This is a genomic window from Neptunomonas japonica JAMM 1380 (assembly GCF_016592555.1).
In the GTDB taxonomy this organism is placed as follows: domain Bacteria; phylum Pseudomonadota; class Gammaproteobacteria; order Pseudomonadales; family Balneatricaceae; genus Neptunomonas; species Neptunomonas japonica_A.
This window is the reverse complement of the sequence record NZ_AP014546.1, coordinates 1,055,958-1,082,199: the sequence shown is the minus strand read 5'-3', so window position 1 is coordinate 1,082,199 and position 26,242 is coordinate 1,055,958. Positions and strand designations below refer to the sequence as shown.

General features: G+C 44.7%; 27 protein-coding genes and 1 other RNA gene. 4 read left to right on the top strand and 24 right to left on the bottom strand.

Features of this window, described 5'->3' with window-relative positions:
- From NEJAP_RS04920 to rsmI, 17 genes are all read right to left on the bottom strand, one after another.
- Positions 1-948, bottom strand: a complete 948-nt coding sequence (locus NEJAP_RS04920; RefSeq protein WP_329610934.1) for a D-alanine--D-alanine ligase — start codon at positions 946-948, stop codon at positions 1-3.
- The gene (gene murC, locus NEJAP_RS04915) at positions 945-2,390 is read right to left on the bottom strand and encodes a UDP-N-acetylmuramate--L-alanine ligase (RefSeq protein ID WP_201349564.1); all 1,446 of its coding nucleotides are present in this window, start codon (positions 2,388-2,390) and stop codon (positions 945-947) included. The genes NEJAP_RS04920 and murC overlap by 4 nt, the downstream gene beginning before the upstream one ends.
- Positions 2,387-3,460 (bottom strand): undecaprenyldiphospho-muramoylpentapeptide beta-N-acetylglucosaminyltransferase, encoded by a 1,074-nt coding sequence (gene murG / locus NEJAP_RS04910; RefSeq protein WP_201349563.1) that lies wholly within the window; start codon positions 3,458-3,460, stop codon positions 2,387-2,389. Before murG ends, murC begins: the two co-directional genes overlap by 4 nt.
- Positions 3,453-4,733: a putative lipid II flippase FtsW gene (gene ftsW, locus NEJAP_RS04905; protein ID WP_201349562.1), complete on the bottom strand. Its 1,281-nt coding sequence runs from the start codon at positions 4,731-4,733 to the stop codon at positions 3,453-3,455. Before ftsW ends, murG begins: the two co-directional genes overlap by 8 nt.
- Positions 4,730-6,004, bottom strand: a complete 1,275-nt coding sequence (gene murD / locus NEJAP_RS04900) for a UDP-N-acetylmuramoyl-L-alanine--D-glutamate ligase (RefSeq protein WP_329610933.1) — start codon at positions 6,002-6,004, stop codon at positions 4,730-4,732. Before murD ends, ftsW begins: the two co-directional genes overlap by 4 nt.
- Positions 5,970-6,080 carry a hypothetical protein gene (locus NEJAP_RS19480; protein WP_329610932.1) on the bottom strand — a complete coding sequence of 37 codons (111 nt, stop codon included), beginning with the start codon at positions 6,078-6,080 and terminating at the stop codon, positions 5,970-5,972. Before NEJAP_RS19480 ends, murD begins: the two co-directional genes overlap by 35 nt.
- An 83-nt stretch (positions 6,081-6,163) precedes the next feature.
- On the bottom strand, positions 6,164-7,246 hold the full coding sequence (gene mraY, locus NEJAP_RS04895) for a phospho-N-acetylmuramoyl-pentapeptide-transferase (protein WP_201349561.1): 1,083 nt from the start codon (positions 7,244-7,246) through the stop codon (positions 6,164-6,166).
- A 6-nt stretch (positions 7,247-7,252) separates the two neighbouring features.
- Positions 7,253-8,629 carry a UDP-N-acetylmuramoyl-tripeptide--D-alanyl-D-alanine ligase gene (locus NEJAP_RS04890; protein ID WP_236591069.1) on the bottom strand — a complete coding sequence of 459 codons (1,377 nt, stop codon included), beginning with the start codon at positions 8,627-8,629 and terminating at the stop codon, positions 7,253-7,255.
- Entirely contained in the window at positions 8,619-10,130 is a 1,512-nt protein-coding gene (locus tag NEJAP_RS04885; protein ID WP_236591068.1) for a UDP-N-acetylmuramoyl-L-alanyl-D-glutamate--2,6-diaminopimelate ligase, read from the bottom strand. Before NEJAP_RS04885 ends, NEJAP_RS04890 begins: the two co-directional genes overlap by 11 nt.
- The gene (locus tag NEJAP_RS04880) at positions 10,127-11,845 is read right to left on the bottom strand and encodes a peptidoglycan D,D-transpeptidase FtsI family protein (protein ID WP_201349560.1); all 1,719 of its coding nucleotides are present in this window, start codon (positions 11,843-11,845) and stop codon (positions 10,127-10,129) included. The genes NEJAP_RS04885 and NEJAP_RS04880 overlap by 4 nt, the downstream gene beginning before the upstream one ends.
- The gene (gene ftsL / locus NEJAP_RS04875) at positions 11,835-12,182 is read right to left on the bottom strand and encodes a cell division protein FtsL (protein ID WP_236591067.1); all 348 of its coding nucleotides are present in this window, start codon (positions 12,180-12,182) and stop codon (positions 11,835-11,837) included. The genes NEJAP_RS04880 and ftsL overlap by 11 nt, the downstream gene beginning before the upstream one ends.
- A gap of 43 nt (positions 12,183-12,225) precedes the next feature.
- Positions 12,226-13,182, bottom strand: coding sequence for a 16S rRNA (cytosine(1402)-N(4))-methyltransferase RsmH (gene rsmH / locus NEJAP_RS04870; RefSeq protein WP_201349559.1), 957 nt, complete (start codon positions 13,180-13,182; stop codon positions 12,226-12,228).
- Positions 13,183-13,188: 6 nt separating this feature from the next.
- On the bottom strand, positions 13,189-13,641 hold the full coding sequence (gene mraZ, locus NEJAP_RS04865) for a division/cell wall cluster transcriptional repressor MraZ (RefSeq protein ID WP_201349558.1): 453 nt from the start codon (positions 13,639-13,641) through the stop codon (positions 13,189-13,191).
- 402 nt (positions 13,642-14,043) lie between these two features.
- Complete coding sequence (locus NEJAP_RS04860) at positions 14,044-15,270, bottom strand: surface lipoprotein assembly modifier (RefSeq protein ID WP_201349557.1); 1,227 nt, start codon at positions 15,268-15,270, stop codon at positions 14,044-14,046.
- 6 nt (positions 15,271-15,276) lie between these two features.
- Positions 15,277-16,173, bottom strand: coding sequence for a transferrin-binding protein-like solute binding protein (locus NEJAP_RS04855; RefSeq protein WP_201349556.1), 897 nt, complete (start codon positions 16,171-16,173; stop codon positions 15,277-15,279).
- A 417-nt stretch (positions 16,174-16,590) separates the two neighbouring features.
- Positions 16,591-16,965, bottom strand: an RNA gene (gene rnpB / locus NEJAP_RS04850) — RNase P RNA component class A.
- A gap of 36 nt (positions 16,966-17,001) precedes the next feature.
- Positions 17,002-17,838: a 16S rRNA (cytidine(1402)-2'-O)-methyltransferase gene (rsmI, locus tag NEJAP_RS04845; RefSeq protein ID WP_201349555.1), complete on the bottom strand. Its 837-nt coding sequence runs from the start codon at positions 17,836-17,838 to the stop codon at positions 17,002-17,004.
- Positions 17,839-17,872: 34 nt separating this feature from the next.
- On the opposite strand from rsmI, the gene NEJAP_RS04840 reads away from it, so the two are divergent.
- Genes NEJAP_RS04840 through NEJAP_RS04825 form a run of 4 tightly spaced genes read left to right on the top strand, consistent with a single transcriptional unit; the run spans position 17,873 to position 21,242 of the window.
- Positions 17,873-19,681: a penicillin-binding protein activator gene (locus NEJAP_RS04840; RefSeq protein WP_201349554.1), complete on the top strand. Its 1,809-nt coding sequence runs from the start codon at positions 17,873-17,875 to the stop codon at positions 19,679-19,681.
- Between the two features lie 9 nt (positions 19,682-19,690).
- Complete coding sequence (locus NEJAP_RS04835) at positions 19,691-20,050, top strand: YraN family protein (protein ID WP_201349553.1); 360 nt, start codon at positions 19,691-19,693, stop codon at positions 20,048-20,050.
- A 15-nt stretch (positions 20,051-20,065) separates the two neighbouring features.
- Positions 20,066-20,653, top strand: a complete 588-nt coding sequence (locus tag NEJAP_RS04830; RefSeq protein ID WP_201349552.1) for an SIS domain-containing protein — start codon at positions 20,066-20,068, stop codon at positions 20,651-20,653.
- Between the two features lie 4 nt (positions 20,654-20,657).
- Positions 20,658-21,242, top strand: coding sequence for a BON domain-containing protein (locus tag NEJAP_RS04825; protein WP_201349551.1), 585 nt, complete (start codon positions 20,658-20,660; stop codon positions 21,240-21,242).
- Between the two features lie 38 nt (positions 21,243-21,280).
- On the opposite strand, the gene NEJAP_RS04820 is transcribed toward NEJAP_RS04825, so the two are convergent.
- The 7 genes from NEJAP_RS04820 to rplM all read right to left on the bottom strand — a co-directional run bounded on the left by NEJAP_RS04820 (position 21,281) and on the right by rplM (position 26,192).
- The gene (locus NEJAP_RS04820) at positions 21,281-21,685 is read right to left on the bottom strand and encodes a ClpXP protease specificity-enhancing factor (protein WP_201349550.1); all 405 of its coding nucleotides are present in this window, start codon (positions 21,683-21,685) and stop codon (positions 21,281-21,283) included.
- 72 nt (positions 21,686-21,757) lie between these two features.
- Positions 21,758-22,390, bottom strand: coding sequence for a glutathione S-transferase N-terminal domain-containing protein (locus NEJAP_RS04815; RefSeq protein WP_028469791.1), 633 nt, complete (start codon positions 22,388-22,390; stop codon positions 21,758-21,760).
- A gap of 98 nt (positions 22,391-22,488) precedes the next feature.
- Positions 22,489-23,253 (bottom strand): cytochrome c1, encoded by a 765-nt coding sequence (locus NEJAP_RS04810; protein ID WP_201349549.1) that lies wholly within the window; start codon positions 23,251-23,253, stop codon positions 22,489-22,491.
- Complete coding sequence (locus tag NEJAP_RS04805; RefSeq protein ID WP_028469789.1) at positions 23,253-24,500, bottom strand: cytochrome b; 1,248 nt, start codon at positions 24,498-24,500, stop codon at positions 23,253-23,255. Before NEJAP_RS04805 ends, NEJAP_RS04810 begins: the two co-directional genes overlap by 1 nt.
- A complete protein-coding gene (petA, locus tag NEJAP_RS04800) occupies positions 24,500-25,099 on the bottom strand; it encodes a ubiquinol-cytochrome c reductase iron-sulfur subunit (protein WP_201349548.1) in 600 nt (199 codons plus the stop codon). Before petA ends, NEJAP_RS04805 begins: the two co-directional genes overlap by 1 nt.
- Before the next feature lie 258 nt (positions 25,100-25,357).
- Positions 25,358-25,750, bottom strand: coding sequence for a 30S ribosomal protein S9 (gene rpsI / locus NEJAP_RS04795; protein WP_201349547.1), 393 nt, complete (start codon positions 25,748-25,750; stop codon positions 25,358-25,360).
- A 13-nt stretch (positions 25,751-25,763) separates the two neighbouring features.
- The gene (gene rplM, locus NEJAP_RS04790; RefSeq protein WP_028469786.1) at positions 25,764-26,192 is read right to left on the bottom strand and encodes a 50S ribosomal protein L13; all 429 of its coding nucleotides are present in this window, start codon (positions 26,190-26,192) and stop codon (positions 25,764-25,766) included.
- Positions 26,193-26,242 lie beyond the last annotated feature (50 nt).

Here is a 26,242-nt window from a genome sequence, read left to right as displayed (position 1 = left end):
TCAGTTAGCCTCTTTCAAGATTTCAACCACCAGCTGTTCAAAACTGATGCCGGCTTGCTTGGCAGCCATTGGCACCAAGCTATGATCCGTCATACCTGGCGTTGTATTAACTTCTAAGAGATAAAAATGCCCTTCTTTATCCTGCATAACATCAACACGCCCCCAACTCTTACAACCAATAGCAATAAACGCCTGCTCTGATAACCTAAGTAGCTCGTTATCTTTTTCTGGGCTTAACGTGTCATCAAATAAGTAGCGAGTATCATTCGCCTCATATTTCGCATCATAATCATAAAAGTCATGCGGTGTTTCCAAGCGTATTGCTGGTAACGCTTTATTATTCAAAACAGCTACAGTGAATTCCGCCCCAGTAATCCACTTTTCAGCAATAACACTTTGATCATAACGACATGCATCTTCCCAAGCAGACCTCAAATCTGATGCATTATCGACCTTATGCATACCAATGCTAGATCCTTCATGCGCAGGTTTGATCATCAAAGGGAAATCAAGTTCCGCAGCACAGAGCGATAAATCACTTTCTGTACGTAGCACCCGAAATGGCGGTGTTGGAAGGCCTGCGCCAACAAATAATTGCTTACTTCTCAGCTTATCCATACCCAAAGCGGATGCAGCAACTCGGCTACCTGTATAAGGAATTGCCATCATTTCCAGTAAGCCCTGAATAACACCATCTTCGCCAACACGACCATGCAAAATCAAAAAAGCAGCATCAATTTTTTCTTGCTGTAACTGCTCAACAGGATTTAACTCTCCTGCAGGCCCATAAAGATCAAGCAAGAAGGCATTAACACCGGCGGCTGTCAGAGCATTATAAACAGCCTGACCACTGTTTAAGGAAACTGGACGCTCCGCTGAATTTCCGCCATAAATAACAGCGACTCGACCAAACATATTTTTTTGTTGTTCACTAATCCGATATGTCATTCTTGATCTCCTGTCAGATCAAGCCCCGATATCTGATGAGCCAAAGCGGTAATATTCCCTGCACCCTGCGTCAGTAATAAATCACCGGGGCGTAGAATGTTTTTCAGCACTTCAGGCACTTCTTCTGCGGACTTCACATACACAGGCTCAACATTACCGCGCTGGCGTATACTACGGCATAAACTACGACTATCGGCCCCTGCAATGGGCTCTTCACCTGCGGCGTATACTTCCATCAACATCAACACGTCAACATCAGACAGTACTTGAACAAAATCCTCATACAAATCACGGGTACGCGTATAACGATGAGGCTGGTTAATCATTACCAAACGGCGATCAGGCCAGCCAGCTTTAACCGCTTTAATGGTTGCTTCAACTTCCCTTGGATGGTGCCCATAATCATCCACTAGCATCACCGAACCACCCTCGACACTAAGCTCATCTAGCACCTGAAAGCGGCGCCCAACACCTGAAAACTGCTTAAGAGCTGTCGCAATTGCCTTACTATCAATCCCTTCATCAGTTGCAACGGCAATGGTTGCTAATGCATTCAATACATTATGAACACCTGGCATATTGAGAGTAATATCAAGATCATCATGCCCTTCAGGGCGCTTAACCGTAAAATGAGTATGCATACCTGACTGAGTTATATTTACTGCCCGGTAATCAGCCGACTCATTCAAGCCGTAAGTCACGACAGGGCGACTAATTTCTGGAAGAATCTCACGCACAATTTCATCATCGGTACACAAAACGGCCAAACCATAAAACGGCAAGTTATGTAAAAATTCGACAAAGGTACGTTTTAGTACGTTGAAATCACCGCCATAAGTATCCATATGGTCGGCATCAATATTAGTGATGATAGAAACCATCGGCTGTAAATGCAGAAACGATGCATCACTCTCATCCGCTTCTGCAATCAAATAACGGCTAGCACCCATACGTGCGTTAGTACCTGCACTATTAAGCCGGCCACCTATAACAAAGGTAGGGTCTAGATCGCCCTCAGCAAAAACGGAAGCCAGTAAGCTTGTCGTGGTGGTTTTTCCATGCGTACCAGCAACAGCAACGCCGTGACGATAACGCATTAACTCAGCTAACATTTCGGCACGACGCACTACTGGGATACGGCTTTCTCGTGCAGCCTCTACTTCTGGATTGCTATCATTAACAGCACTGGAGATAACAACAACATCAACACCTTGTATATTTTCTGGGGCATGGCCAATATGAATGTTGGCACCCATACCAACTAAGCGGTCTGTTGTCACAGAGGCACGAATATCAGAACCAGAGATCTGATACCCTTGATTACATAAAACCTCAGCAATTCCGCACATTCCTACTCCGCCAATACCAACAAAATGAATCGTACGAATACGACGCATCTCAGGAACTTCATAAACGGTTGGCGCTTGTGATACAGAACTCATTTCATACTCTCCAGACAAATTCTAGCTACATCGATACTGGCATTGGGCTTAGCGACACTGCGCGCCTTTAATGCCATTTCAAGTAATGAGCGCCGATCAGTCTTATTACGTAAAATGTTAACGAGATCATCTTTCTTTAAATCAGACTGCTGGATAATCCATGCAGCACCAGCCTCTTCAAGGTAACGTGCATTACCCGTCTGATGATCATCGACAGCAAAAGGGAAAGGAATTAGCAATGCAGGCACACCCGCTATTGCTAACTCACTAATTGTCAAAGCACCAGAGCGACAAATAACTAAGTCAGCCCATCCATATGCTTCATCCATGTGTTCAATAAATGCATCAACACGCGCGGTTATATTAAGCGCACTGTACTTTTCTTGCGTGGCATCAAAATTCTGCTTTCCTGTTTGATGCCACACACATGGGCGCTCTTCTAAGCTTAATTCAGCCAGTGCTTCAGGCACGATGTCATTAATAGCTTTCGCACCAAGACTTCCACCCACTATTAACACATTGATAGCACCATCTCGCTGGCTATAGCGTACACCCGGTTCCGGCAAATCCAGAATGGCACCTCGCACAGGGTTACCCGTTTGTTCAGCTTTAATCGAGCCCGAAAAAGCACTGGGAAAAGCCACCAAAATACGTTGAGCTAACTTTGCAGAAATACGGTTCGTCATACCTGCAACGGCATTTTGTTCGTGAATAACTAAAGGAACACCCAATAACCGAGCAGCAACTGCACCTGGGCCAGAAGCAAACCCTCCCATACCCAGTACTACATCAGGCCTAACTTTACGTACAACCTTTACAGCCTGCCAAATAGCTTTTATCAACTTAAAAGGCGCCAATAACAAACTCAACCGACCTTTACCACGTAGCCCTTGTACATCGATGGTATGCAATGGAATACCGGCATTGGGAACAACGCTGGATTCAATACCCTTTTGGGTCCCCATCCAATGAATAGTCACGCTCTGTTGCTCAAGACAACGAGCCGTTGCCAAAGCAGGAAACACATGACCTCCGGTTCCACCCGCCATCACTAATGCCGTTTTATGCATGCCCAAGTTTCTCCTCTACTTGTTTTTGCGAAGAGAGCTTTTTAACAGATGCTTTAGATTTTTTTTGCTTAGTGTTTGTTGCTTCAGACTTGCAAACTTCAACGTTGTTAGCAGCCCTCAAACGCTTCAACTCAAAATCTATGCGAATAATAATAGCGATCATTGCGGCACAAACTAACAAACTACTGCCGCCGTAACTTAACAACGGTAACGTCAAACCCTTTGTAGGCAACGCACCGACATTTACACCAATATTGATTAATGCTTGAGCTGCAAAAACAAGCCCAAAGCCATATGCCACATAGCCCATAAAGAATTGCTTTTGCTTTTCGGCCTGACGCCCAATGAGAAAGATACGACATATCATAACGGCGTAAAGTACCACCACCAACAAAGCACCAATTAAACCGAACTCTTCAGCTAATACTGAGTACACAAAATCTGTATGTGCTTCGGGTAAATAAAACAACTTCTGAACACTGTTACCTAAACCCGTGCCGAACCACTCTCCACGACCGAAAGCAATTTGTGCTTGTGACAATTGGTAACCACTACCAAAAGGGTCCGCCCAAGGGTCTTGAAATGATTTGAGTCGCGCCATTCGGTAAGGCTGCGCAACGGCCATCATCATAATGAGACCAACCGCACAAGAGAGCACCATAATAAACTGAGTAAACCGCATCCCGCCAAGGAATATCATTCCCATAACAGTACCCATTAAAACAACAGCCGCACCATAGTCTGGTTCTCCTAATAATAGAGAAACAAAGAAAGCCAGTGGCAGCACAGGCTTTACCACACCACCCCAACTTGTTCTTACTTCAGATAGACGACGCACCAGATACCCAGCGACATAAATAACCATACAAAACTTAGCAATTTCTGAGGCTTGTAAATTCAGAGGCCCTAGGCGAATCCAGCGCTGACTGCCGTTAACTTCTTTACCAATACCTGGAATAAGCACCAGCAATAACAAAACAAAACCGACACCCAATAAGATCGGACCGTACTTCTCCCAATACTTAATCGGTATACGCACAACAATGATTGAAGCAATCAATGCCAATATGATAAAAATGCCATGTCGTTGAGCAAAGAAAAATGGACCGCCAAACTTCTCGGCAGCAACATCCATTGAGGCTGAAGTAATCATCACAAAGCCAGTCAACACCAGTGCCAATGCACTCCCTAACAACAAAGGATCAAAAGGAGATACTCCGTGCTGGGGAAATGATAACCACCTAGGTTGACCTAGTGAGCTTATCTCATTCATAAAGCATCCACTAACGCGACAAACTGATCGCCACGCTGAGTGTAATTCTTGAACATATCGATGCTCGCACACGCAGGAGATAACAACACAATATCGCCCTGTTTTGCGACTTTAACAGCTCGCTGAACAGCATCCTGTAGAGAGGCATGGGTAGAAGACTCTACACCAACAAGCGTTTGGCTAATTTTATTAGCATCTTGACCGATTAATACAACTGAACGCACAAAGCGTTTCACAGGTGTAATTAAGTCATCAAAACTTGCACCTTTGCCATCGCCACCAGCAATCAATACGATTCGCTGATCCGCAGATAAGCCCGCACCTAACCCGTCCAATGCAGCCACTGTAGCGCCCACATTAGTTCCTTTGGAATCATTGTAAAAATCAAGACCGGCTTTATTAGCAACCCATTGACAGCGATGCGCCAAACCACCGAAAGTTTTTAATGTATCCAACATCGCGGCCATAGGAATATTCACAGCTCGCCCAAGCGCTAAGGCAGCCAGCGCATTAGCAACATTATGACGACCCGGCATTTTAATGTCGCGGCTAGGCAATAGCTTATCGTGGCCAATAGCCAGCCACTCAACACCCGACTCTTCTAGTAAACCAAAGACTTTAAAGTCAGGCTTACTCAACCGATAACCTAGTAGCTCAACACCTTTAGGAAGTAATGGGTGTGTTAATGTATCATCACGGTTTTCAACTGCAGACATACAACCGCGAAATATACGGTGCTTCGCTTGATAGTAACCTTGCATGCCATCGTAACGATCCAAGTGATCAGGGCTGACATTTAACACCGTCGCAACCTGAGCTCGTAAATCATGCACTGTTTCCAATTGAAAGCTCGAGAGCTCTAATACATATAAAGACTGCTCACCTGCCGCTAACATATCTAAAACTGGCAGCCCCAAATTACCACCAACACCTACATCAATACCCGCCGATTTTGCCATTTCACCAACAAGCGTTGTCACCGTGCTTTTTGCATTTGAGCCCGTGATAGCCACAACCGGAGCGCTTACTTCACGACAGAAAAGATCAATATCACCGATCAAAGAAACACCGCTAGCAACAGCTTCTTTTATAGCAGGCAATTGCTGAGAAACACCTGGGCTGAGCACAAGCTCGCTAGCCTGCATAAGATACTGAGGATTTAGCTCGCCTAAATGTAGGTCTATACCAGAAAACTCAGCTCTAATCTGCTCTAAATTGGGCGGGTTATCTCGTGTATCAACGAGTGAAAATCGAAAACCTTTTCTCGCCAAAAAAACGTGCGCAGGAAAGCCCAGTCTGTCCTAAACCGATAACAATTTTTAACTGGTCTGATGTAATTAATGACATCTTTTATCCTGACTACCTATTCTTGGCTATGTACGCTCTACACACGTAACAACTAATCTTTATCTCGTAATTTCCTGCATTTCTTAACGTACTTTCAACGTAGCAAGGCCTACCAATACTAAAATAACGGTAATAATCCAAAAACGAACGATTACCCTAGGTTCAGGCCAGCCCTTAAGCTCAAAATGATGATGGATAGGTGCCATTCTGAATATTCGCCGCCCGGTCAATTTATAGGACGCCACCTGCAAAATAACGGAGACCGTTTCCATCACAAACACTCCGCCCATAATCACTAACACCAGTTCCTGCCTTACGACAACAGCAACTGTACCCAATGCAGCACCTAATGCCAGCGCACCAACATCACCCATGAACACCTGTGCTGGATACGTGTTAAACCACAAGAAGCCTAACCCAGCCCCAACAATCGCACCGCAGAAAACAATGAGTTCACCTGAACCCGCAATGTAGGGAATATGTAAGTAATCGGCAAAACGAATATGTCCGCTAAGGTAAGCAAACACCGCCAATGCTCCTGCAACCATAACCGTTGGCATAATAGCCAAACCATCTAAGCCATCTGTCAAGTTGACCGCATTTGAGGTGCCAACAATTACAAAGTAGGTAAATACAATAAAGAAGATCCCCATATCAATGGCGACATCTTTAAAAATTGGAACGATTAACTGTGTTTCTGCTGGGCTTTGCGCAGTAAAATACAAAATAAAGGCCGCACCCAATCCACCAACAGACTGCCATAAATATTTCCATCGAGCCGGCAAGCCTCTAGAATTCTTTTCAACCACTTTGCGCCAATCATCGACCCAACCTACAGCACCAAAGATTAGAGTAACGATCAACACGATCCATACATAACGATTAGATAAGTCTGCCCACAATAACGTACTAACGGCTATTGAAAGAAGAATCAGAGCGCCCCCCATCGTGGGCGTACCGGCTTTGCTTAAATGTGATTGAGGGCCATCGTTACGCACGGACTGCCCAATTTGCTTATCTTTCAAATAGCGAATCAGTTTTGGCCCAATAAATAGCGAAATAGCCAACGCCGTCAATACACCCAAAATGCCTCGTAATGTTAAATATTTAAACACGGCAATTGCTGAAAAATGCTCTGATAAATAGTCAGCCAGAATTAACAACATTATCTTTTATACCTCTTCCGTTAATCGGGTCACGACTTTGTCCATCCCAGCACTACGGGATCCTTTGACTAAAACAACCATATTTTCATGCAACCTAGGAAGAATCCTGTCTACTAAACTGTTCTGATCAATAAAATGTTCAGCTTGCTGAGTAGCTAAATTATTCGATGATTCAAACCCCTCAACTGCCGCTTTACTTAAAGGCCCTACAGCTAATAATTTTTCAATGTTATGCATAGCTGTAAACTGACCTATTTCACGATGCATTTTTTCTGCTTCAGGACCTAACTCGCCCATATCACCTAACACAAAAATACGCTCACCTTTTAATTCTTCTAACGCCAGAATCGCTGCTTTTACTGACCCCGGGTTAGCGTTATAACTATCATCAATTATTCGAGCGCCATTGAGCCCTGACAAGCTACACATTCTGCCTTTAACTGCACAAAAACGTTCTAAACCTGCAACAGCTAACGATAACGGCAAACCCGCAGATACGGTTAAAGCAATGGCCGCTAATGCATTCATGACATTATGGCGCCCCATTACTTTTAACTGCACTTTTTCAGACGTGCCGCCATACTGCACAACAAAACTGTAACAACCGTCCTCTAAAATCTGTACATCAATAGCATTAATATCAGCGTTGGAATCCATACCGAATGTTAGCAACGGCTTATCAGCAACACGCCGAATCCATTGGTCGGCATGTGGGTCATCTATATTAACAACCGCAGTACCTGTAGAGCTTAATCCATCGTAGATTTCACCTTTTGCCTCAACAACACCCTGCAGTGATCCGAAACCTTCAAGGTGCGCCCCCATAGCGTTACTAATCAAAGCAATATCGGGGTGTGACAAACCTGCTGAATAAGCGATTTCACCCGGGCCACTCGCCCCCATTTCTATCACAGCATATTGGTCACAAGGTGCTATCCTTAACAAAGTAAGGGGCACACCAATCTCGTTATTTAAGTTTCCTTTGGTCGCAAGTACCTGACCGGCACCGCACAGTATTTCAGCTAACATCTCTTTAACAGTGGTTTTCCCACTACTACCAGTAATAGCGAATAGAACCCCATCAAAAAAACTGCGATTATATTCTGCAATTTGGCCTAAAGCGACACGAGTATCGGCAACTATTAACTGCGGGACATCCAGCGCGAGCTCTCTATCCACAACAAGAGCAACAGCCCCAGCAGCGACAGCTTTATTTGCAAAGTCATGAGCATCAAAATTCTCACCCTTGAGCGCTACGAATAGATCACCAGACTGAACTGAGCGGGTGTCAGTATTTACTTTAGAAAACGCAATGTCTTTACCTAACAGTTGCCCCGATAACGCTGGTAACAACTCACTTAATAGGAAATGATTATGCATCATTAGCACGCCCTCCCATTAAGCCTTCTATAACGTGCTTATCACTAAAAGGATATTTCACACCCATTATTTCTTGGTAATCCTCATGACCTTTACCCGCAACTAGTATTAAATCCTCAGGGCCTGCTAATTGCACCGCCATAGAGATAGCATCTTCTCGCGCACTCACTTGAGTCACATTTTCTACACAAGAAAAACCCTGCATTATCATTTTAATAATTTCATCTGCAGCTTCCGTTCGGGGGTTATCACTGGTCACGATAATCTTGTCTGCAAACTTCTCTGCAATGCTGGCCATTTCAGCCCGTTTACCCGTATCTCTATCACCACCACAACCGAATACCACCCATAGCTTTTTCTCACAGTGCTTGCGAGCTGCTTGCAAAGCTTTTTCCAAAGCGTCGGGTGTATGCGCATAATCGATAATCGCTGCAGGAAACCCAACCTTAGCTAAGCATTCCATTCGACCTGGAACAGCAGAAACTTGCGCCATGGCAGTTTCGATTTCTGTATTCGAGAAGCCTAATTGAGCAAGTACGGACACGACTAATAACAGGTTAGAAATATTGAAATCGCCCATCACAGCCGCATCGAAATGAATATCCCCACGGGGTAGCGCAATACTCAAGGTAACACCTTGGGAGTTCAATACTGAACGCTTAACCGAGACATCAACAGGCACTGACGAATTGATGCTATAGCGGAAAAAAGATTGATTAGCTTGTTGCAACTGCTCCGCTAATTCACAGCCAAAATCATCATCAGCATTTAACGCAATACGTGCAGGTACACCCGCAGATTCACTGCCCAAAAACAGTCGTGATTTAGCGTCAGCATATGCCTGCATAGAACCATGATAATCCAGATGATCACGGCTTAAGTTTGTTAGGGCAACCGCATCAAATTGCACTCCCGCCACACGCCCTTGATCCAATGCATGTGAACTAACTTCCATGACAACGGCGTCAGCACTTTGCGCATAAAAGCCAGCTAATAACTGCTGCAATCGAATTGAGTCAGGAGTAGTGTGCGTAGCCGTTTCTAACGAACCAGGAAAGCCATTACCAACCGTTCCTATTAAAGCAGTCTTTTTGCCTAATGCTGTTAATGCTTGAGCAATATAATGCGCACAAGACGTTTTACCATTTGTGCCCGTTATGCCAATAATGGTCATTTTATGACTGGGGTTACCAAGCATCATTGAAGCAAGGACACCTGTTCTGTTAACCAGATCATCTACATGAAAAACAGGTATTGAAACGTGATCAAACTCGCCAACCTGACTATCAGAGCACTCAACAATGGCGGCGACGGCTCCCGCTTGGGCTGCTTGAACAACAAAATCTATACCACGGTGATTAACACCATCACGCGCGACAAATAGATCACCTTGTTGTACATAACGACTATCAGAACAAATACCTGTCGCCAGAACACTCGCCTCAGCGTGATCCTGACCAACGATCGAAAGTTCAAACAATGTTGCTGGCTTGAATTGCATCATTTCATCACCATCGTCTGTACGGGTTCATCTGGCCATTGATCTGGTGCCACATTGAGCAAACGCAATGCATTACTTGAAACACGAGAAAAAACTGGCGCGGCAACCTCACCACCATAGTATTCCTGACCTTTGGGGTTATTTACCATGACAACAACAACAATTCGCGGGGCTGAAACAGGGACAACACCAGAGAATACAGCTATATACTTATCATCGGCATAACCACCTTGACTGGTTTTATGCACAGTGCCCGTTTTTCCAGCAACTCGATAGCCATGTACGGCTGCACGGCGCCCAGTCCCTCCGCTTTGAGTCACTGTTTCCATCATTCTTAAAACACTATTTGCTATCGTCGCTGGCATAACTCGACTACCTTTTGCCGCTTCATCAAGCTTGATCAAGCTGGCTGGCAAAGCAACGCCATCATTTGCTAAAGGCAGATACGCTTGTGCTAATTGCAACGGTGTTACCGACAAGCCGTAACCATAAGACATGGTAGCGCGCTCGACCACACGCTTAGCAGGATAATATGGCAAGCTACCATTTCGCTCTCCCGGGAACCCTGTTCCTGAGGACTGCCCTAAACCGACATTATGAAATAAATTTCTAATGGCATCTTCGTGCAAGCTCAGCGCAAGCTTCGTCGCGCCCACATTACTTGATTTAGTAATAATTGATGTAAGGTTTAGCTTTCCGTAGTTACGGTGATCACGAATAGTACTACTGCGTATTTTTATATATCCAGGAGTCGTATCAATAATAGATTTAGTTGTATATTTTCCACTCATCAATGCCGCTGCAATGGTCAAAGGCTTCATGGTGGAACCTGGCTCAAACAAGTCTGTAACAGCACGATTACGCAGGCCTTTTACATCAATGCTGCTACGATCATTTGGGTTATAAGAAGGCTGGTTAACCATTGCTAACACTTCACCCGTTTTTGCGTCTAACACCACCGCTGATGCTGAATCTGCTTTATGTGCCTGCACCACTGCTTTCAACTCACGATACGCCATATATTGAAGACGCAAGTCGATACTTAACTGGATGTCTTGCCCTGGTTTAGCTTGCTCTATAGATTTAATATGCTTAATGGTTCGGCCCAAACGATCCTGCATAACCAATTTACGCCCGGGCTCGCCACTTAACCACTCATCATAGGCCAGCTCCATCCCCTCTTGGCCATTACCTTCAATGCCTGTAAAGCCGACTAGATGAGTCGAAACCTCACCTGCAGGGTAATAGCGTTTGTAGTCTACATCTACATGTATACCTGGCACCTTTAATGTGTCTATTTGTTCAGCTAACTCAGGTGCTACCTGACGCTTAAGATAGATAAACTGACGCTTACTATTCTTCTCAAGCTTAGCTACCAAGTCACTGCGCTTTACATCCAATAAATAAGCGAGGCGCTTCAATCCTTGATGGTGCGTATCCGCTTTACTAGGATCAGCCCAAATAGTAGCAACAGGTGCACTAACGGCCAAAGGCTCGCCATTCCTATCGGTTATAATGCCTCGATGAGAAGGCACCAGCATTGTTCTTAAACTCCGAGCATCGCCTTGACGCTGCAAGAAGTCTTGATCCAATGTATAAAGAGAAACTAATTTAGTGACAATACCACCAGCAACAAGAAGCAACAGCACAAATACCAAGATCAAACGCCAACTACGCCCTGCAGATTCAACAACGGGAAGATCGGGATTATCGCTCATATTGAACAATCTCTATCATGGCGGGCTGTGGCGTCATCATCTTCAATTGCTTTCTAGCCACTTGTTCAACTCGGTTGTTGGTTCCTAATGCACTTTGCTCAAGTAATAACTGTCCCCATTCAACCTGAAACTCATCCCACTGCTGTACCAGAACCTGTTGTTTATTAAACAAAAGTCTGTATTGAAAAGCAGAATAAGTAACCGATAATGAACTACAAACTATTAAAATCACCAATACAGAGACGATAAAAACAGGGCGAGCTACTGCATCCAAGCCAAGAACCGGCAATGTAGTAACATCTTTGTTTCTGATCAACCCTGCTGGTAATAAAAACAAAATGAATACCTTTAATACTTTATGTTTTCGTAGTGGTACTTCATCAAGCAATTTTTGTTGCTATACGCATAACTGCACTGCGTGAACGTGGATTTTCATCCACCTCCGTTGCACTAGCTTTAATCATTTTGCCAACCGCTTTAAGCCGCTGATTTAGCATATCGTTAGTAACCGGAATGTTAAGTGGCAAGTGATCATCACCTTTGACGTGCTTTCGAATAAAGCGCTTCACGATTCGGTCTTCTAATGAATGAAAGCTAATAATCACTAAGCGCCCACCTACTTTTAGTGATTCAAGCGATTGATCCAGACATTTTTCTAAATCTTCTAATTCTCGGTTTATATGTATGCGAAAAGCCTGGAAAGCACGAGTAGCAGGATGCTTGCCTTTCTCCCAAGACGGATTAGCATCAGAAATTATTTTCGCCAACCGTCCGGTTGTTTCAATGGGAGCTTCAGCTCTGGCTTCTACTACCGCTTTTGCCATTCGTCGACCATGCTTATCTTCACCGTAAGTGTAGATAACATCAGCAATCTCTTCTTGTGACGCCCGCATAATCCACTGCGCAACACTTTCACCCGTCGTGGTATCCATACGCATATCCAACGGCCCATCGTTCTGAAAACTAAAGCCACGCGTCGGGTCGTCAAGCTGAGGGGAACTCACCCCCAAATCAAGCAAAATACCATCGACCTCACCAAACATATCCCGATCAGTCACAAATTGTTGCAGTTCTGAAAAAGAACCATGCGCGATTTCAAATCGGGAGTCATCAGCAAACCTTGTGTTAGCACAAGCAATGGCTTCAAGATCTTTATCAATCGCCATCAAACGCCCATTACCTGACAGGTGATTAAGAACGAGTGATGAGTGCCCACCTCGGCCAAATGTACCATCGACATAGAACCCATCAGGATCCTGAACCAATGCGGTCACGGCTTCATCAAGTAATACAGTAATATGTTGTAATGATTCAGTACTCACAGAAAGACCCTGCATAAAATATTAAAGTGACAAATTGAGTAGCGCATCAGGCAACTCCTCAGTTTCGACTTCCTGTAAGTATCTGTCACGAGTCGCGTTCCAGTTCGCCTCGTCCCAAATTTCAAACTTCCGCCCCTGACCTAGCAAAATGGTCTTTTTCTCTAGTCCTGCATATTCACGAAGCAGCGCAGGTATTAACAAGCGGCCATGGCTATCCATATCTAAATCTGAAGCATGCCCAACTAACAAACGCTGTAAGCGCCGTGCTACAGGGTTAAGGCTTGGCAACGCATCAATCTTCGCTTGTATGATTTCCCACTCATCAATGGGGTAAAGCAACAGGCAACGCTCTTCAGTATCAATCGTTAAAACCAGATGCCCAGCACACTGTACCGAGATCATCTCTCGGTAGCGGGCGGGAATGGCCATTCGGCCTTTCACATCCAGATTTATCTGATTAACGCCGCGAAACATCGCTTACTCACCCAATTTCTTCATAAAAAACCACATTTACCCACATTTACCCACTAATACATACTATAGAAACTACCCCCCTTTTTTGCAAGCGTGGCACAACGCCGACAACGCCCTAAATACAAGGAAAAACAGCATCGATTCTGCAGTAATTGCCCCCCCGATTATTCAAAGCCAGATAAAGCGCTTATATTTCAGTCAATTAATTACAGACGCAACAAAGACAAGACTGGAAGGCGCTTTTTGGAATAGGGGAAGAAAAAAGAGATAACATAAGAAATATTCAAAAACAGCCAAACCACTACAACAATCAAAGACAATACTTGCTTTGAAATAGAGTACAAAGCCAAGCACAGGGGGATTCAGATAAATTAATAGCTCATTCTACCAACAAAGCCAACACTAGTAACTTTCTTTAAGGCTAAAAACCAGACTAATTTTATCGTATTCAAAAAAAGCCAGAGAGGAATCATTTTGCTCATACGTCACACCGACTTCAGGCTTATAACCGTATGAATGAATCGTTTTATTGCTTAACAAGAAACCAAGTTTCTTATTAGTATCGCGGCGCCGCTCACCAAAAAAGGGATCAACCTCTCCGTATAAGCGCATACCTAAAGAGCTAGATAACTTAAAAGCCCAGTCGTTAACAGGTAAATCAAGCCCTAAAGACAGAACACCTTCGTGATAAGAGTAAGGATTCTCCCGTGCAACCGACTTATCAATAGTCAGCCCTCCATCAAGAAACATTCCGCTCTTTAATGGGCTAGTAAAAATCGTAGCCACCCTGTAGACATCTGCATCAAGATGTGAGGCACCATCAACAGCGAGTTTTGCTACCCTCACTTCATGCCGAAAACTAAACTGATCGATAACGCTAGGGGTATAAAAAACACTCAAGTAAGAGAAGTCGTATTGCTTGTTTCCATTTTTTTCTGAGTACTCTAACCCAGCCTTAGCTTTAACTTTAGGCAGCGCCTCAAAAGACGAAACAATTCCTACATCGCCCAACCAACGATCCAAGTCACCGCCCTGAAAGTCGCTAAAAGAGATGTTTAAAAAAGCCTGAGTACGCGAATCGGCAGACAACGGAAACCCGCTATTCATATTATAACGAACACCCTTCGCTTCCTGATCGCCTTCTGGACGAACAACTTTAAAAGAGCGCCCTGAAATACTAACTTCTTCGCTGGAAGTAAAATTACTTGGGTTAGAGTCACTAACGAAAGAGACTCCTAGCTTAATAAAACCAATATCATTATCAATTTGATTAAGGTACTGGCGAATATTTTGCTTTACGCCCCAAGGAACTCCCTCTTTAAAAAGCACTTTCTGAAAATTTGCTTTACTCGCAGTAAACTGCCGATCCAAAAACAACGCTCGCGCAAGCTCAAGCCTAACTCGCGGGCTATCAGTTTTCTTTAGCATCTCTGAAAAAATCGCAATAGAGGCTTTATAATCTCGCTGCTCAAGGGTAAGCAACCCCATTACAAACAGCTTCTGCAAAGAACGCTGCTTCGCAGAAACTACAGCACTCTCTTCCCCAGCAACTACATTCTCAGATGCAAACGAGTACTGCCCCAGAACTAGTAAAAATGAGGCAGTACTTACAAGTGAAGCATATTTCATAGTTTATTATTGCTTAGCGCCAAATGAGCCCGAATAAAACTCAACCCCAGAAGCCGCTTTAACATTGAACACACCACCAATTTCAGCAGCATTAGGCCCATAGAAAGCACCACTTGCTGTTCCAGTTAGACCCGTTCCTGCAGTAGACACTCCTCCTGAAAATGCATTGGCCCCTGCACCATAAGTAAGCGTACCCGTCATATCTAAACTAGATATCGCTGAAGTCGCTCCGCTACTTGGGTTAATGGTACTCGTACCACTAGTAGAGAAGGCAAGAGAACGCGCCGCAAAGTCAGAGTTAATAGACACAGCACCCTTCACAAAATTACCCTGCCCTATGGCATTAATATAAGTCCCAACCAATTGACCGGTAAAGGTTGCATTTCCAGTCACCGGAACCGAGGCCGTTTTCAAGCCAAAACTTAAGCCACCTATAACACCTGCCGCCGTACCATTACCCGTTCTCCAAACACCGAATGCTTGATAGTCAAAATCAGTGTCTACCACCAACATGTCATAACTATTTGCAGCATCACTTAACACAATATGATCAGAAAAACCTGGCACCGGGGTCTGCGTATCACCACTTGTCGAATCCCAAGTAACCGTTGAGCCAGGAGTCGTCACCACCAGCTTAGTCAAATCACCACTCGAATTATATGTCAAGTCAGTCCTTGACGTCTGGCTAATCCCTCTATCCACAGCAGATGTCGCCACAGGGCCTAACGCGGTGTAATCCACCTCATTAGTGACCGCATCAAATGACGCTGGATTGCTTGTTATAAGCGTGGCCGGCGCAGCTCCTGCCGACTTAACAGATGAGCCCCCGCCTCCCCCACAACCAACAAGAAGCACGGATGCTGACAAAATACTTAATGGTAAAAATAGAGCAGTTTTTTTCATATAGCGCCTCAGGGAATACCTATTCTTTATTATCTAGGATAAAAATTGTATTTACATAAACTACAAACCCAGCCTCAGAAACGCCCTTTCACACTAAAACTTTTTCAGTAGAGAAAGCTGCCAATCCATTAGCTTTACGCAGACTAGCTCAAATAATGCGCGCTGTCGCCCAACAATATTTATCAAAAAAACAAATATCCACAAAGCGTTTCACTACATTACAAAGACTGATGTATACACAATTTTATATATAGCCTTAGTTTCAGGCATAAAGAGTTAACACTCGCTGAAGATTTCACAATCTATTTACGACAAAGGACTTTACACCAAACATTAATAATGAAAAGACCACTCAGAATAAATAAGGGAGGCTTAAAGCGGCTTGAATTACAAGCATTTGAATTTTTAGAGGAAAAAAGCAAGAGTCCGCCTATAAGCCGGGTTTTGTAATAGACAGTCATTCATCTGGGACGCACATCACTGTACGCCTCAAGCAACCTACCCGGATCCAGTGCGGGTCACACCTATTGGATCCCTATTTGGTCTTGCTCCGAGTGGGGTTTACCATGCCGTGGAATGTTGCCACCCACGCGGTGCGCTCTTACCGCACCCTTTCACCCTTACCGTTATCCGAAGATACTTAGGCGGTCTTCTCTCTGCTGCACTTTCCGTCGGCTTACACCGCCCAGACGTTATCTGGCACTCTACCCTTTGGAGCCCGGACTTTCCTCCCTCCCACTTTACTTACAACAAGTTGCAAGTAAGCAAGACAGCGACTGTCCGGCGAACTCTTGGGCGCAAGGATACCAACAATCAGACGAGAAGCAACTACTTACGAGATAAAGCCTCTTGATAAAGCGCATTCTTCTTCTCACCTGTGATTTTTGCAGTCAAGGCCGCTGCCTGCTTAACTGGCAACTCACTTAACAACACATCCAGCACCTTCAAAGACTCAACAGACAAGCCCTCCTCTTCAATCAGCTCGACACCTTGAATCAGAACAACAAACTCACCCTTTTGCTGATTAGCATCCTGCTTAACCCACTCCAGTAAAGCACCTACATTATCACCATGTATCGTCTCAAACGTTTTAGTTAGCTCTCTTGCTAAAACCACATAACGCTCGGAACCCAATACTTCGATCATATCTTGCAATGAATCAAGAATCCGATGCGTTGACTCATAATAGATAACCGTTCGCGTTTCGAACTCAATCATCGATAGCTTTTGCTGGCGCCCCGATCTTTTTGCAGGCAGAAAGCCTTCAAAAACAAATCGATCAGTTGGCAAACCCGCTGCACACATTGCCGTAATCACAGCGCAACACCCGGGCACAGGCACAACTTTATAACCTGCCTCACGTACTCCACGCACCACAATAAACCCAGGATCAGAAATTAATGGCGTTCCTGCATCAGAAATCAGTGCAATACTGTCGCCAGCAGCCAATTTATCCAGTATTGTCTGCAGTCGTTGACGCTCATTATGATCATGCACTGAAATCATAGGAGTTTTAATGTTAAAGTGCGCCATTAAACGACCACTGTGTCTAGTATCTTCGGCAGCAATCAAGGCAACGGACTGCAAAACATCCACTGCCCGGGGCGTTAAATCTCCAAGATTGCCGATAGGCGTGGCTACAACATAAAAAACCGCGTCAGACATAATTTTTCCATCCATCATCAGGGTGATAGAGTATATGATGATTTTGAAACGCCTGTCTCTAATTGTTACCTTAACAAGCATTATTGCTGGTTGCGCTATGCCGCCAATGTCACCACCACTGGTAACAGGCAGCCTGCCATCATCGTCCCAAGAAGCGAATGTCGACTCACTGCTGTCACAAGCTCAACGGTCCTCACCGATTCGCGCAGCAGAGCTTAAGCTACAAGCAGCCCAATTACTCGCATCCCAAGGTGAGCAGGATCGTGCGAGCGATATTCTGAAAGATATCGATACTGCAAATTTACCGCCAACGCTGCAGTTCAATATCATCAAACTGCAGACGCAGCAGGCACTAGATAACAACGATGGCGAAAAAGCTCTCAGCTACCTTGCTTACATGCCATCACTGAGCACACTACCAGAAGATGACGCCCTCCTATCCGAGCAACTATATGCCGATGCTTACGGGCTCAATGGGCAATCCTTAGAAGAAGCCAAAATACTCATCGAAGGCACTGATTATATTCAGGACCAAGAAAGGCTACAGCTTCTACACGACCGCATCTGGCAGGCACTACAAACAACTAATGATGCAGAATTACACAGCGCTTTACAGCAACCTAATAACAACTACCTACTACAAGGCTGGCTGGAATTAGCGCTAGCGTCTCGATCCATTGCTGATATCCAAACGCAAACCAACAATATTGAGAACTGGTTAAACCTATGGCAAGCCCACCCTGCAGCACAACTCATGCCCGGCAACCTTGCTTCCCCACAAAGCATTGATTTGCTCAATGTTGCACGCATAGGCATCTTACTACCCACATCAGGCTCTTTAGAGAAGGTGGGCAAAGCAATACAAGATGGTATTAGCACCGCACACTTTGCTAACCAAGAACGCAACAGCGCCCCAGAACTTGTATTCTTGGACAGCGCTCTTTATGCAACCGCAGATGAAATACTACAAGCGGCACAAGAAAAAGACGTTCAGCTAATCATCGGCCCACTTGAAAAAGACAAAGTCAGCGCTCTCAGCCAGTTCGAATCGCTACCTCTTCCTTTTTTAGCACTTAACTATACCGACGGAAGCGCTAGCAACCTGTACCAGTTTGGGCTATCTGCAGAAGACGAAGCGCGCGATGCAGCCACCCAAGCAATTAATGCCGGAAAACGTTACGCTTTAATCCTCACTCCTAATAGTGCATGGGGGAAGCGAGCAGAAACCGCTTTTGCAGATACGTTCAGCTCGCTTGGCGGGACCATTGTTTCTCGAGCATCTTTCAACAAAGAGGAACTCAACCAAAATATCGCTCAATTATTGAAAACAGACGAAAGTAAAGCACGAGCGATCAGACTAAGAAAAGCAACAGGGCTCAACTTCGAATTTGAAGAAAGACGTCGCCAAGATGCCGACACAATTTTACTTGCTGCTCGCCCGCAAGATGCACGACTAATTAAACCCATCCTGTCATTCTACTTCGCCGGCGACCTGCCTGTTTATGCCACCTCGCAGATTTTTTCGGGCGCAAGCAATACAGCAGCAGATATCGACCTTAACGGCATCATGTTTGGTGATATCCCGTGGGTACTGTCCCCTCCGTCAGACAATAGACGCGCACTTAACGCCATACGCAACAATACAGGCACCCGCTTTGGCAGGCTGTACGCCTTAGGCATTGATGCATACAACCTATATCCATATTTACAACAGCTAGGTGCCGCACAAGGCGCACGCTTACAAGGCGAGACAGGCATGCTGTCGTTAACTGAAGAAAATAAAGTTAATCGACACCTACAATGGGCCATTTTTGAAAACGGCACACCAAAACTTATTGAATAGTGACCCTCTATGGACAGACAAACACGCGGCAAGGATGCCGAAACAAAAGCTTGGCACTGGCTTACCCAACAAGGACTGAAGCCTGTAACGAGAAACTACCTATGTAAATTAGGTGAAATTGATCTGATACTAGTTGATAACAACACACTGGTTTTTGTAGAGGTGAGATATCGCACACATAAGCACTTTGGCGGAGCTGCAAACTCAGTAACAACAACTAAACAGAAAAAAATTATCCGTACTGCACAACATTTCTTAATGACTCATAGTCATTTTCAGCAGCATAACTGCCGATTTGATGTCATTGCATACGAAACTCCTTCTGAAGAAAATAAACCAGTATGGTATAAAGACGCCTTCAGACTTTAAGACCGGAATTAGTGAATGGAACTTGAAGAGCGAATTGTTAACTTATTTCACAATTCGATGGACACAAATGCTCACACCATTGAGCAATACACGCCGATGATCGCTCATGCTAGCGAGCTCATGCTCTCCAGCCTTGCCAGCGAACTTAAAGTCGTATGTGTTGGCAATGGTGGCTCAGCAGCCCTGGCTCAACACTTCTCTGCACTATTGCTTAGCCGCTTCAGAAATGAAAGACCTGGCCTGCCGGCCATAACGGTAGGCGCAGACAGCGCCGTACTTACCGGTATTGCAGAAGAAAGCAGCTTTAGTGAAGTGTACTCAAAGCAGATTAGAGCCATTGGGCAACCCGGAGACGTCCTACTAGTCATCTCAAACCAAGGGCGCTCAAATAGCCTAGTACAAGCAATACAAGCGGCTCATGACCGTGATATGTCAGTCATTGCCATCACCGGACATGATAGCAGCAATATTTCTGCACTTTTAAGACCAGATGAAGTCGAAATATGCGTACCATCTGACGACAACGCAATGATTTACAGTGCGCACCTACTGATTCTTCATTGCTTATGCGATTTAATCGAATACCAATTATTTGGAGCCTGACGCTATGAACTCAACGCTTTTGAAATGCATTACGACCGCTTGTGTACTAACGACACTTTCAGGCTGCTCGAATTTGATCAGCGCATCACGAGAAGAGCCCATCCGCGAAGACCAAGGAAGTCGCACGGTTGGTGCTTATATCGAAGACGAAGTTATTGAAAACAAAACACTCGTCAATATCAATAAAGGCTCAGAAACGGTTAGAAACTCGCATATCAGCGTGACCAGCTACAACGGCATTCTATTACTCACCGGCCAGGTACCGCACGAAAATGCCAAACTAGAAGCAGAACAAATTGCCACTCAGACTCGAAAAGTTCGCAAAATTCACAATGAACTTGAAATTTCCGGCCCAACATCGAGCATTGTTCGCGCCAATGATGGATACCTAACGAGCCGCATTAAACTACAACTACTCGCTGACGAAACAGTAGAAGGCAGCCGTATAAAGGTAGTTACAGAAAACAGCTCAACATATTTGATGGGCTTAGTGACAGAGCAAGAAGCTGATACCGCAGTAAATATTATCCGCACCATCCCTGGTGTGCAAAGAATTGTTAAGGTCTTCGAATATATCCCACATCGCTAAACCACACACAAATAGCCTGTATTATTTAATGCAGGCTATTACTTAACAACTTTCAATGTTGGCCGCCCACCTGATGGTTTTGGTGGCTCCGGATTTAGCTCTTCTTCTTGCTCTAACTCATAAAAATCAGCACCGGGCTCCATTCCAAACCCCATCCCTGCACCATTTTCACGCGCATACACAGCCAAAACGGCAGCCATAGGAACATAGACATTCATTGGCACACCACCAAAGCGTGCATTAAAGCTAATAGCTTCATCGTCTATCAAAAAATTTTGCACTGCCGAAGGGCTAATATTAAGAACAATCTGGCCGTCAGAAATAAATTGCTCCGGCACCATAACCCCTCTCACTGCAACATCTACCGCCAAATGTGGCGTACAGTCATTATCAAGCAACCATTCTTGTAAAGCCTTGATAAGATAAGGACGACTGGGTTTCATAAACACTCCAAACATAAAAAAGGGATGATATTATCATCCCTTTCTGAACTAAATATTCAAGCAGATATAATACTAGTCACGCATTTCACGTTCAGCTTCCGAGAGACTCTCACGGAAAGATTCACGCTCAAATAAACGCTCCATGTACTCATACAGTGATTTGCACTGAGCTTCAGGCAAATCAACACCCAAATAAGGCAAACGCCACAATAGCGGAGCAAGACAGCAATCAACCAATGTAAACTCTTCACTCATGAAGAACGGTTTTTCAGCAAAGATAGGTGAAATTGCCACCAAGCTATCACGTAAATCTTTACGTGCCGCTTCAACTTCATCATCTGTTGATTTAACTGACACCAAGACATCTACATGCTTGCACCAATCTTTCTGAATTCGATGCATGTACAAACGGCTTTCTGCGCGCGCAACAGGATAAACAGGCAATAACGGCGGATGAGGGAAACGCTCATCCAAATATTCCATCATTACATTTGGCTCATACAGCACCAAATCTCTATCCAAGAGAGTAGGCAAGCTATTATAAGGATTTAAACCTGCCAAATCTTCAGGAAGATCCTCGACATGACAATCAATAACGTCAACCGCTACTCCTTTTTCCGCTAACACAATGCGAACACGATGGCTGTAATGATCAGCACCGTCAGAGTAAAAGGTCATGGAAGAACGTTTAGCCACAACTCCCATTAATATATCCCCGTATTACTTACCGTAGAAAATAAATAAGCGCGGCCTGAAACTCAGGCCGCGCAAAAAAATGATTCTAACAGATTTGCGCTGTAAAATCAGTGAACATCTTTCCAGTATTCTTTTTTCAGTGCATAAGCAACGAAGAAGAACAAGAAGAGGAAGATTAACACTTTTGTTCCGATACGCTGAGAGTCTAATTTAGACGGCTCACCGATATAGGCCATAAAGTTCACCAGATCATAAACAGTTTTATCAAACTCTTCTGTCGTCTGCTGCCCTTTCTTACTGATAGACATACAACCGCCCATCATCTTACCTGTTAACGGATCAATTTTAGCTTCATGATGCTGGGCTTCTTCAGCTGAGCAATGATTAACCTGCTCACCTTGCAAATACTCAAGCACGTTAGGCATACCTACATCAGGAAAGACCACGTTATTCACACCCCATGGACGTGAAGAGTCTTTATAGAAGCTTCGTAAATATGTGTACAACCAGTCAGGCCCACGCAAACGAGACTCAAGCGTCAAGTCAGGTGGCGCTGTACCAAACCAACTAGCAGAATCTTCTTTGAGCATAGTATTGGTCATCTGCTGACCTACTTTTTGATTACCCAAAAGTAGATTCTCTTCTACCAAGTTAATCGGCATGCCCAAATCTTCAGCAGCACGCTGATAACGCTGATATTGTGCAGAGTGACAACCCAAACAGTTATTCACAAATACCTGCATACCGCGCTGCAATGAAGCCTGGTTATGCAGATCCACAGCCATGTGGTCCAATTTAGGACCCGCACCGCCCGAAGCAAAACTTGCTAATGGGAACAGTGCAATAACGAATGCAACCAAATACTTTTTCATTATCCTGTAACCCTCTCTGGTACTGGTTTAGTTTTCTCCATCTTGGTGTAAAACGGCATCAAGAAGAAGAAAGCAAAATAAAGAGCAGTACAGATCTGAGCCACCAACGTACGCTCAGGAGTAGATGCAACCACACCTAGGTAACCCAAGATTACAAAGCTAACAGCAAAGATTACCAACGCCACTTTGCTAAACATCCCTTTATAGCGAATTGACTTAACAGGGCTGCGATCCAACCAAGGAAGAACAAACAGGATAGCAATCGCACCACCCATCACAACAACACCAGGGAACTGGGAAGCAGCAATTGGCGGAATAGCACGCAACATTGCGTAGAATGGCGTAAAGTACCAAACAGGCGCGATATGCGGCGGTGTTTTCAGCGGATTAGCTGGTTCAAAGTTTGGCGCTTCAATTAAGTAGCCACCACCTTCTGGGAAGAAGAATACAATAATGCAGAAGACAAATAGGAAGACAACAACACCCACAATGTCTTTCACTGTGTAGTATGGGTGGAATGGAATTCCATCCAACGGCACGCCGTTTTCATCTTTGTTTTCTTTAATTTCGATACCGTCTGGGTTGTTAGAACCAACCTCATGCAACGCAATGATATGCAACACAACTAGCGCCAATAAGACGATAGGTAATGCAACAACATGCAAAGAGAAGAAACGGTTTAGCGTCACACCAGAGATCAGGTAATCACCACGAATCCACTCTGCCAGCTCAGGCCCAACAAAAGGCACAGCTTGGAACAAAGATACAATTACCGCAGCACCCCAATAAGACATCTGACCCCATGGTAGCAAGTAACCCATGAAAGCTTCAGCCATCAACGCAAGATAAATAGCCATACCGAATAGCCATATCAATTCACGCGGCTTACGGTATGAGCCGTACATCATGCCACGGAACATATGCAGATAAACAACACAGAAGAATGCCGAAGCACCAGTAGAGTGCAAGTAGCGCAGCAACCAACCGTAATCAACATCTCGCATGATGTACTCTACAGAAGCAAACGCACCTTCTGCAGAAGGGTTGTAGCTCATTGTTAGCCAAATACCGGTAATGATCTGGTTAACCAACATCAGCATGGCTAGAGAGCCAAAAAAGTACCAAAAGTTAAAGTTTTTTGGCGCATAGTATTTTGATAAGTGGTCTTCCCACATAGCAGTCGCCGGGAAACGGTCATCGACCCATCCCATAAAGCCGCTTTTTCCTTTATTACGGTAACCAGCCATTATGCGTTCTCCTGATCCACGCCAACAATGATAATGTCTTCGCCTTCGTATTTATGAGGCGGAATCACTAGGTTTGTCGGTGCCGGTGAGCCCTTATAGACACGGCCCGATAAATCAAAACGAGAGCCATGGCATGGGCAATAAAAACCACCAACCCAATTAGCGTCAAATTCTTGCGGCCCAACCTCAGGCTTATAGCTAGGAGAGCACCCTAAATGTGTGCATATACCTACCAATACAGAGATATCAGGACGAATTGATCGATCCGCATCATTCGGAATATATGCCGGCTGCTGCGGAACTTCCGAATCGGGGTCCGACAACTTACCTGGATCAATACTACTTAAGGCAGCTAACGCTTCCTCGCCACGCTTAACAACCCAAACAGGTTTTCCACGCCACTCAACTATCATCTGCTGACCTGGTTCCAGCTTGCTAATATCAGCTTTAGCTGGTGCGCCAGCGGCTTTCGCCTTGGCACTTGGATTCCAGGAAGCCACGAACGGGACCGCCGCTCCTACAGCACCCACTGCCCCAACGGCAGAAGTGGCACCTATAAGAAGCCGACGCCGACCCTTGTTCACGCCGTCATTGCTCATCAAGTATATCCCCCTCACTCGGCCAGGCTATTTGCTTGTACAAATAATCACCAACCGTTCAGTATAAAAAATTCACGAAATCCGGTTCTGTAAAAATGGCCAAATAGTAAAGAAAATACCCCTATTTTACAAGGTGAATTATCCCTTCAGAGGTATCTATAAGACTAAGTATTGACCTAATGCACAGATAAAAAAAACGCCCGTGCCATAACAGCCACGAGCGTTTTCCAAATCGCATGCCGGATAACCGGCAAACAATTAACGTTTAGAGAATTGTGGTTTCTTACGTGCTTTACGTAGACCAACTTTCTTACGTTCAACTTCACGAGCGTCGCGGGTTACGAAACCAGCTTTACGCAGTGCAGGACGCATAGTTTCGTCGTATTCCATCAATGCACGAGTGATACCATGACGGATCGCACCTGCTTGACCGAAGCTACCACCACCTTTAACAGTAACGATTACGTCGAATTTTTCTAGAGTTTCAGTCAACTCTAATGGCTGACGAACGATCATACGTGCAGTTTCGCGACCGAAGTAAACTTCGATAGTACGATCGTTGATAGAGATTGTGCCTGTACCAGGACGCAAGAAAACTCGGGCTGTAGAAGTTTTGCGACGACCTGTACCGTAATACTGAGTAGCTGACATTATCTACTTCCCCTTAGAGTTTCAGTTCTTGAGGCTGCTGAGCCTGGTGTGGATGTTCGTTACCTGCATACACTTTCAATTTAGTGTACATAGCACGACCCAAAGGACCTTTTGGTAGCATACCTTTAACAGCCAATTCGATAACTTTTTCTGGCTGGCTGTTAATCATGATCTCAAAGTTAGCCTGCTTAAGACCACCAGGGAAACCTGTATGACGGTAATAAATTTTAGCTTTACGCTTGTTACCAGACACGTGTACTTTCTCTGCGTTTACAACAACAATGTAATCGCCAGTATCTACGTGTGGTGTGAATTCTGGTTTATGCTTACCGCGCAGACGTCGAGCAATTTCAGTAGCCATACGGCCAAGAGTTTTGCCTTCTGCGTCAATTACGTACCAGTCGCGTTTTACCTCGGCTGGCTTAGCAACAAAAGTAGTCATCGATTGTTCGCCTATACTTTAATTAAGTCTAGATAACGGACCTGAAGATC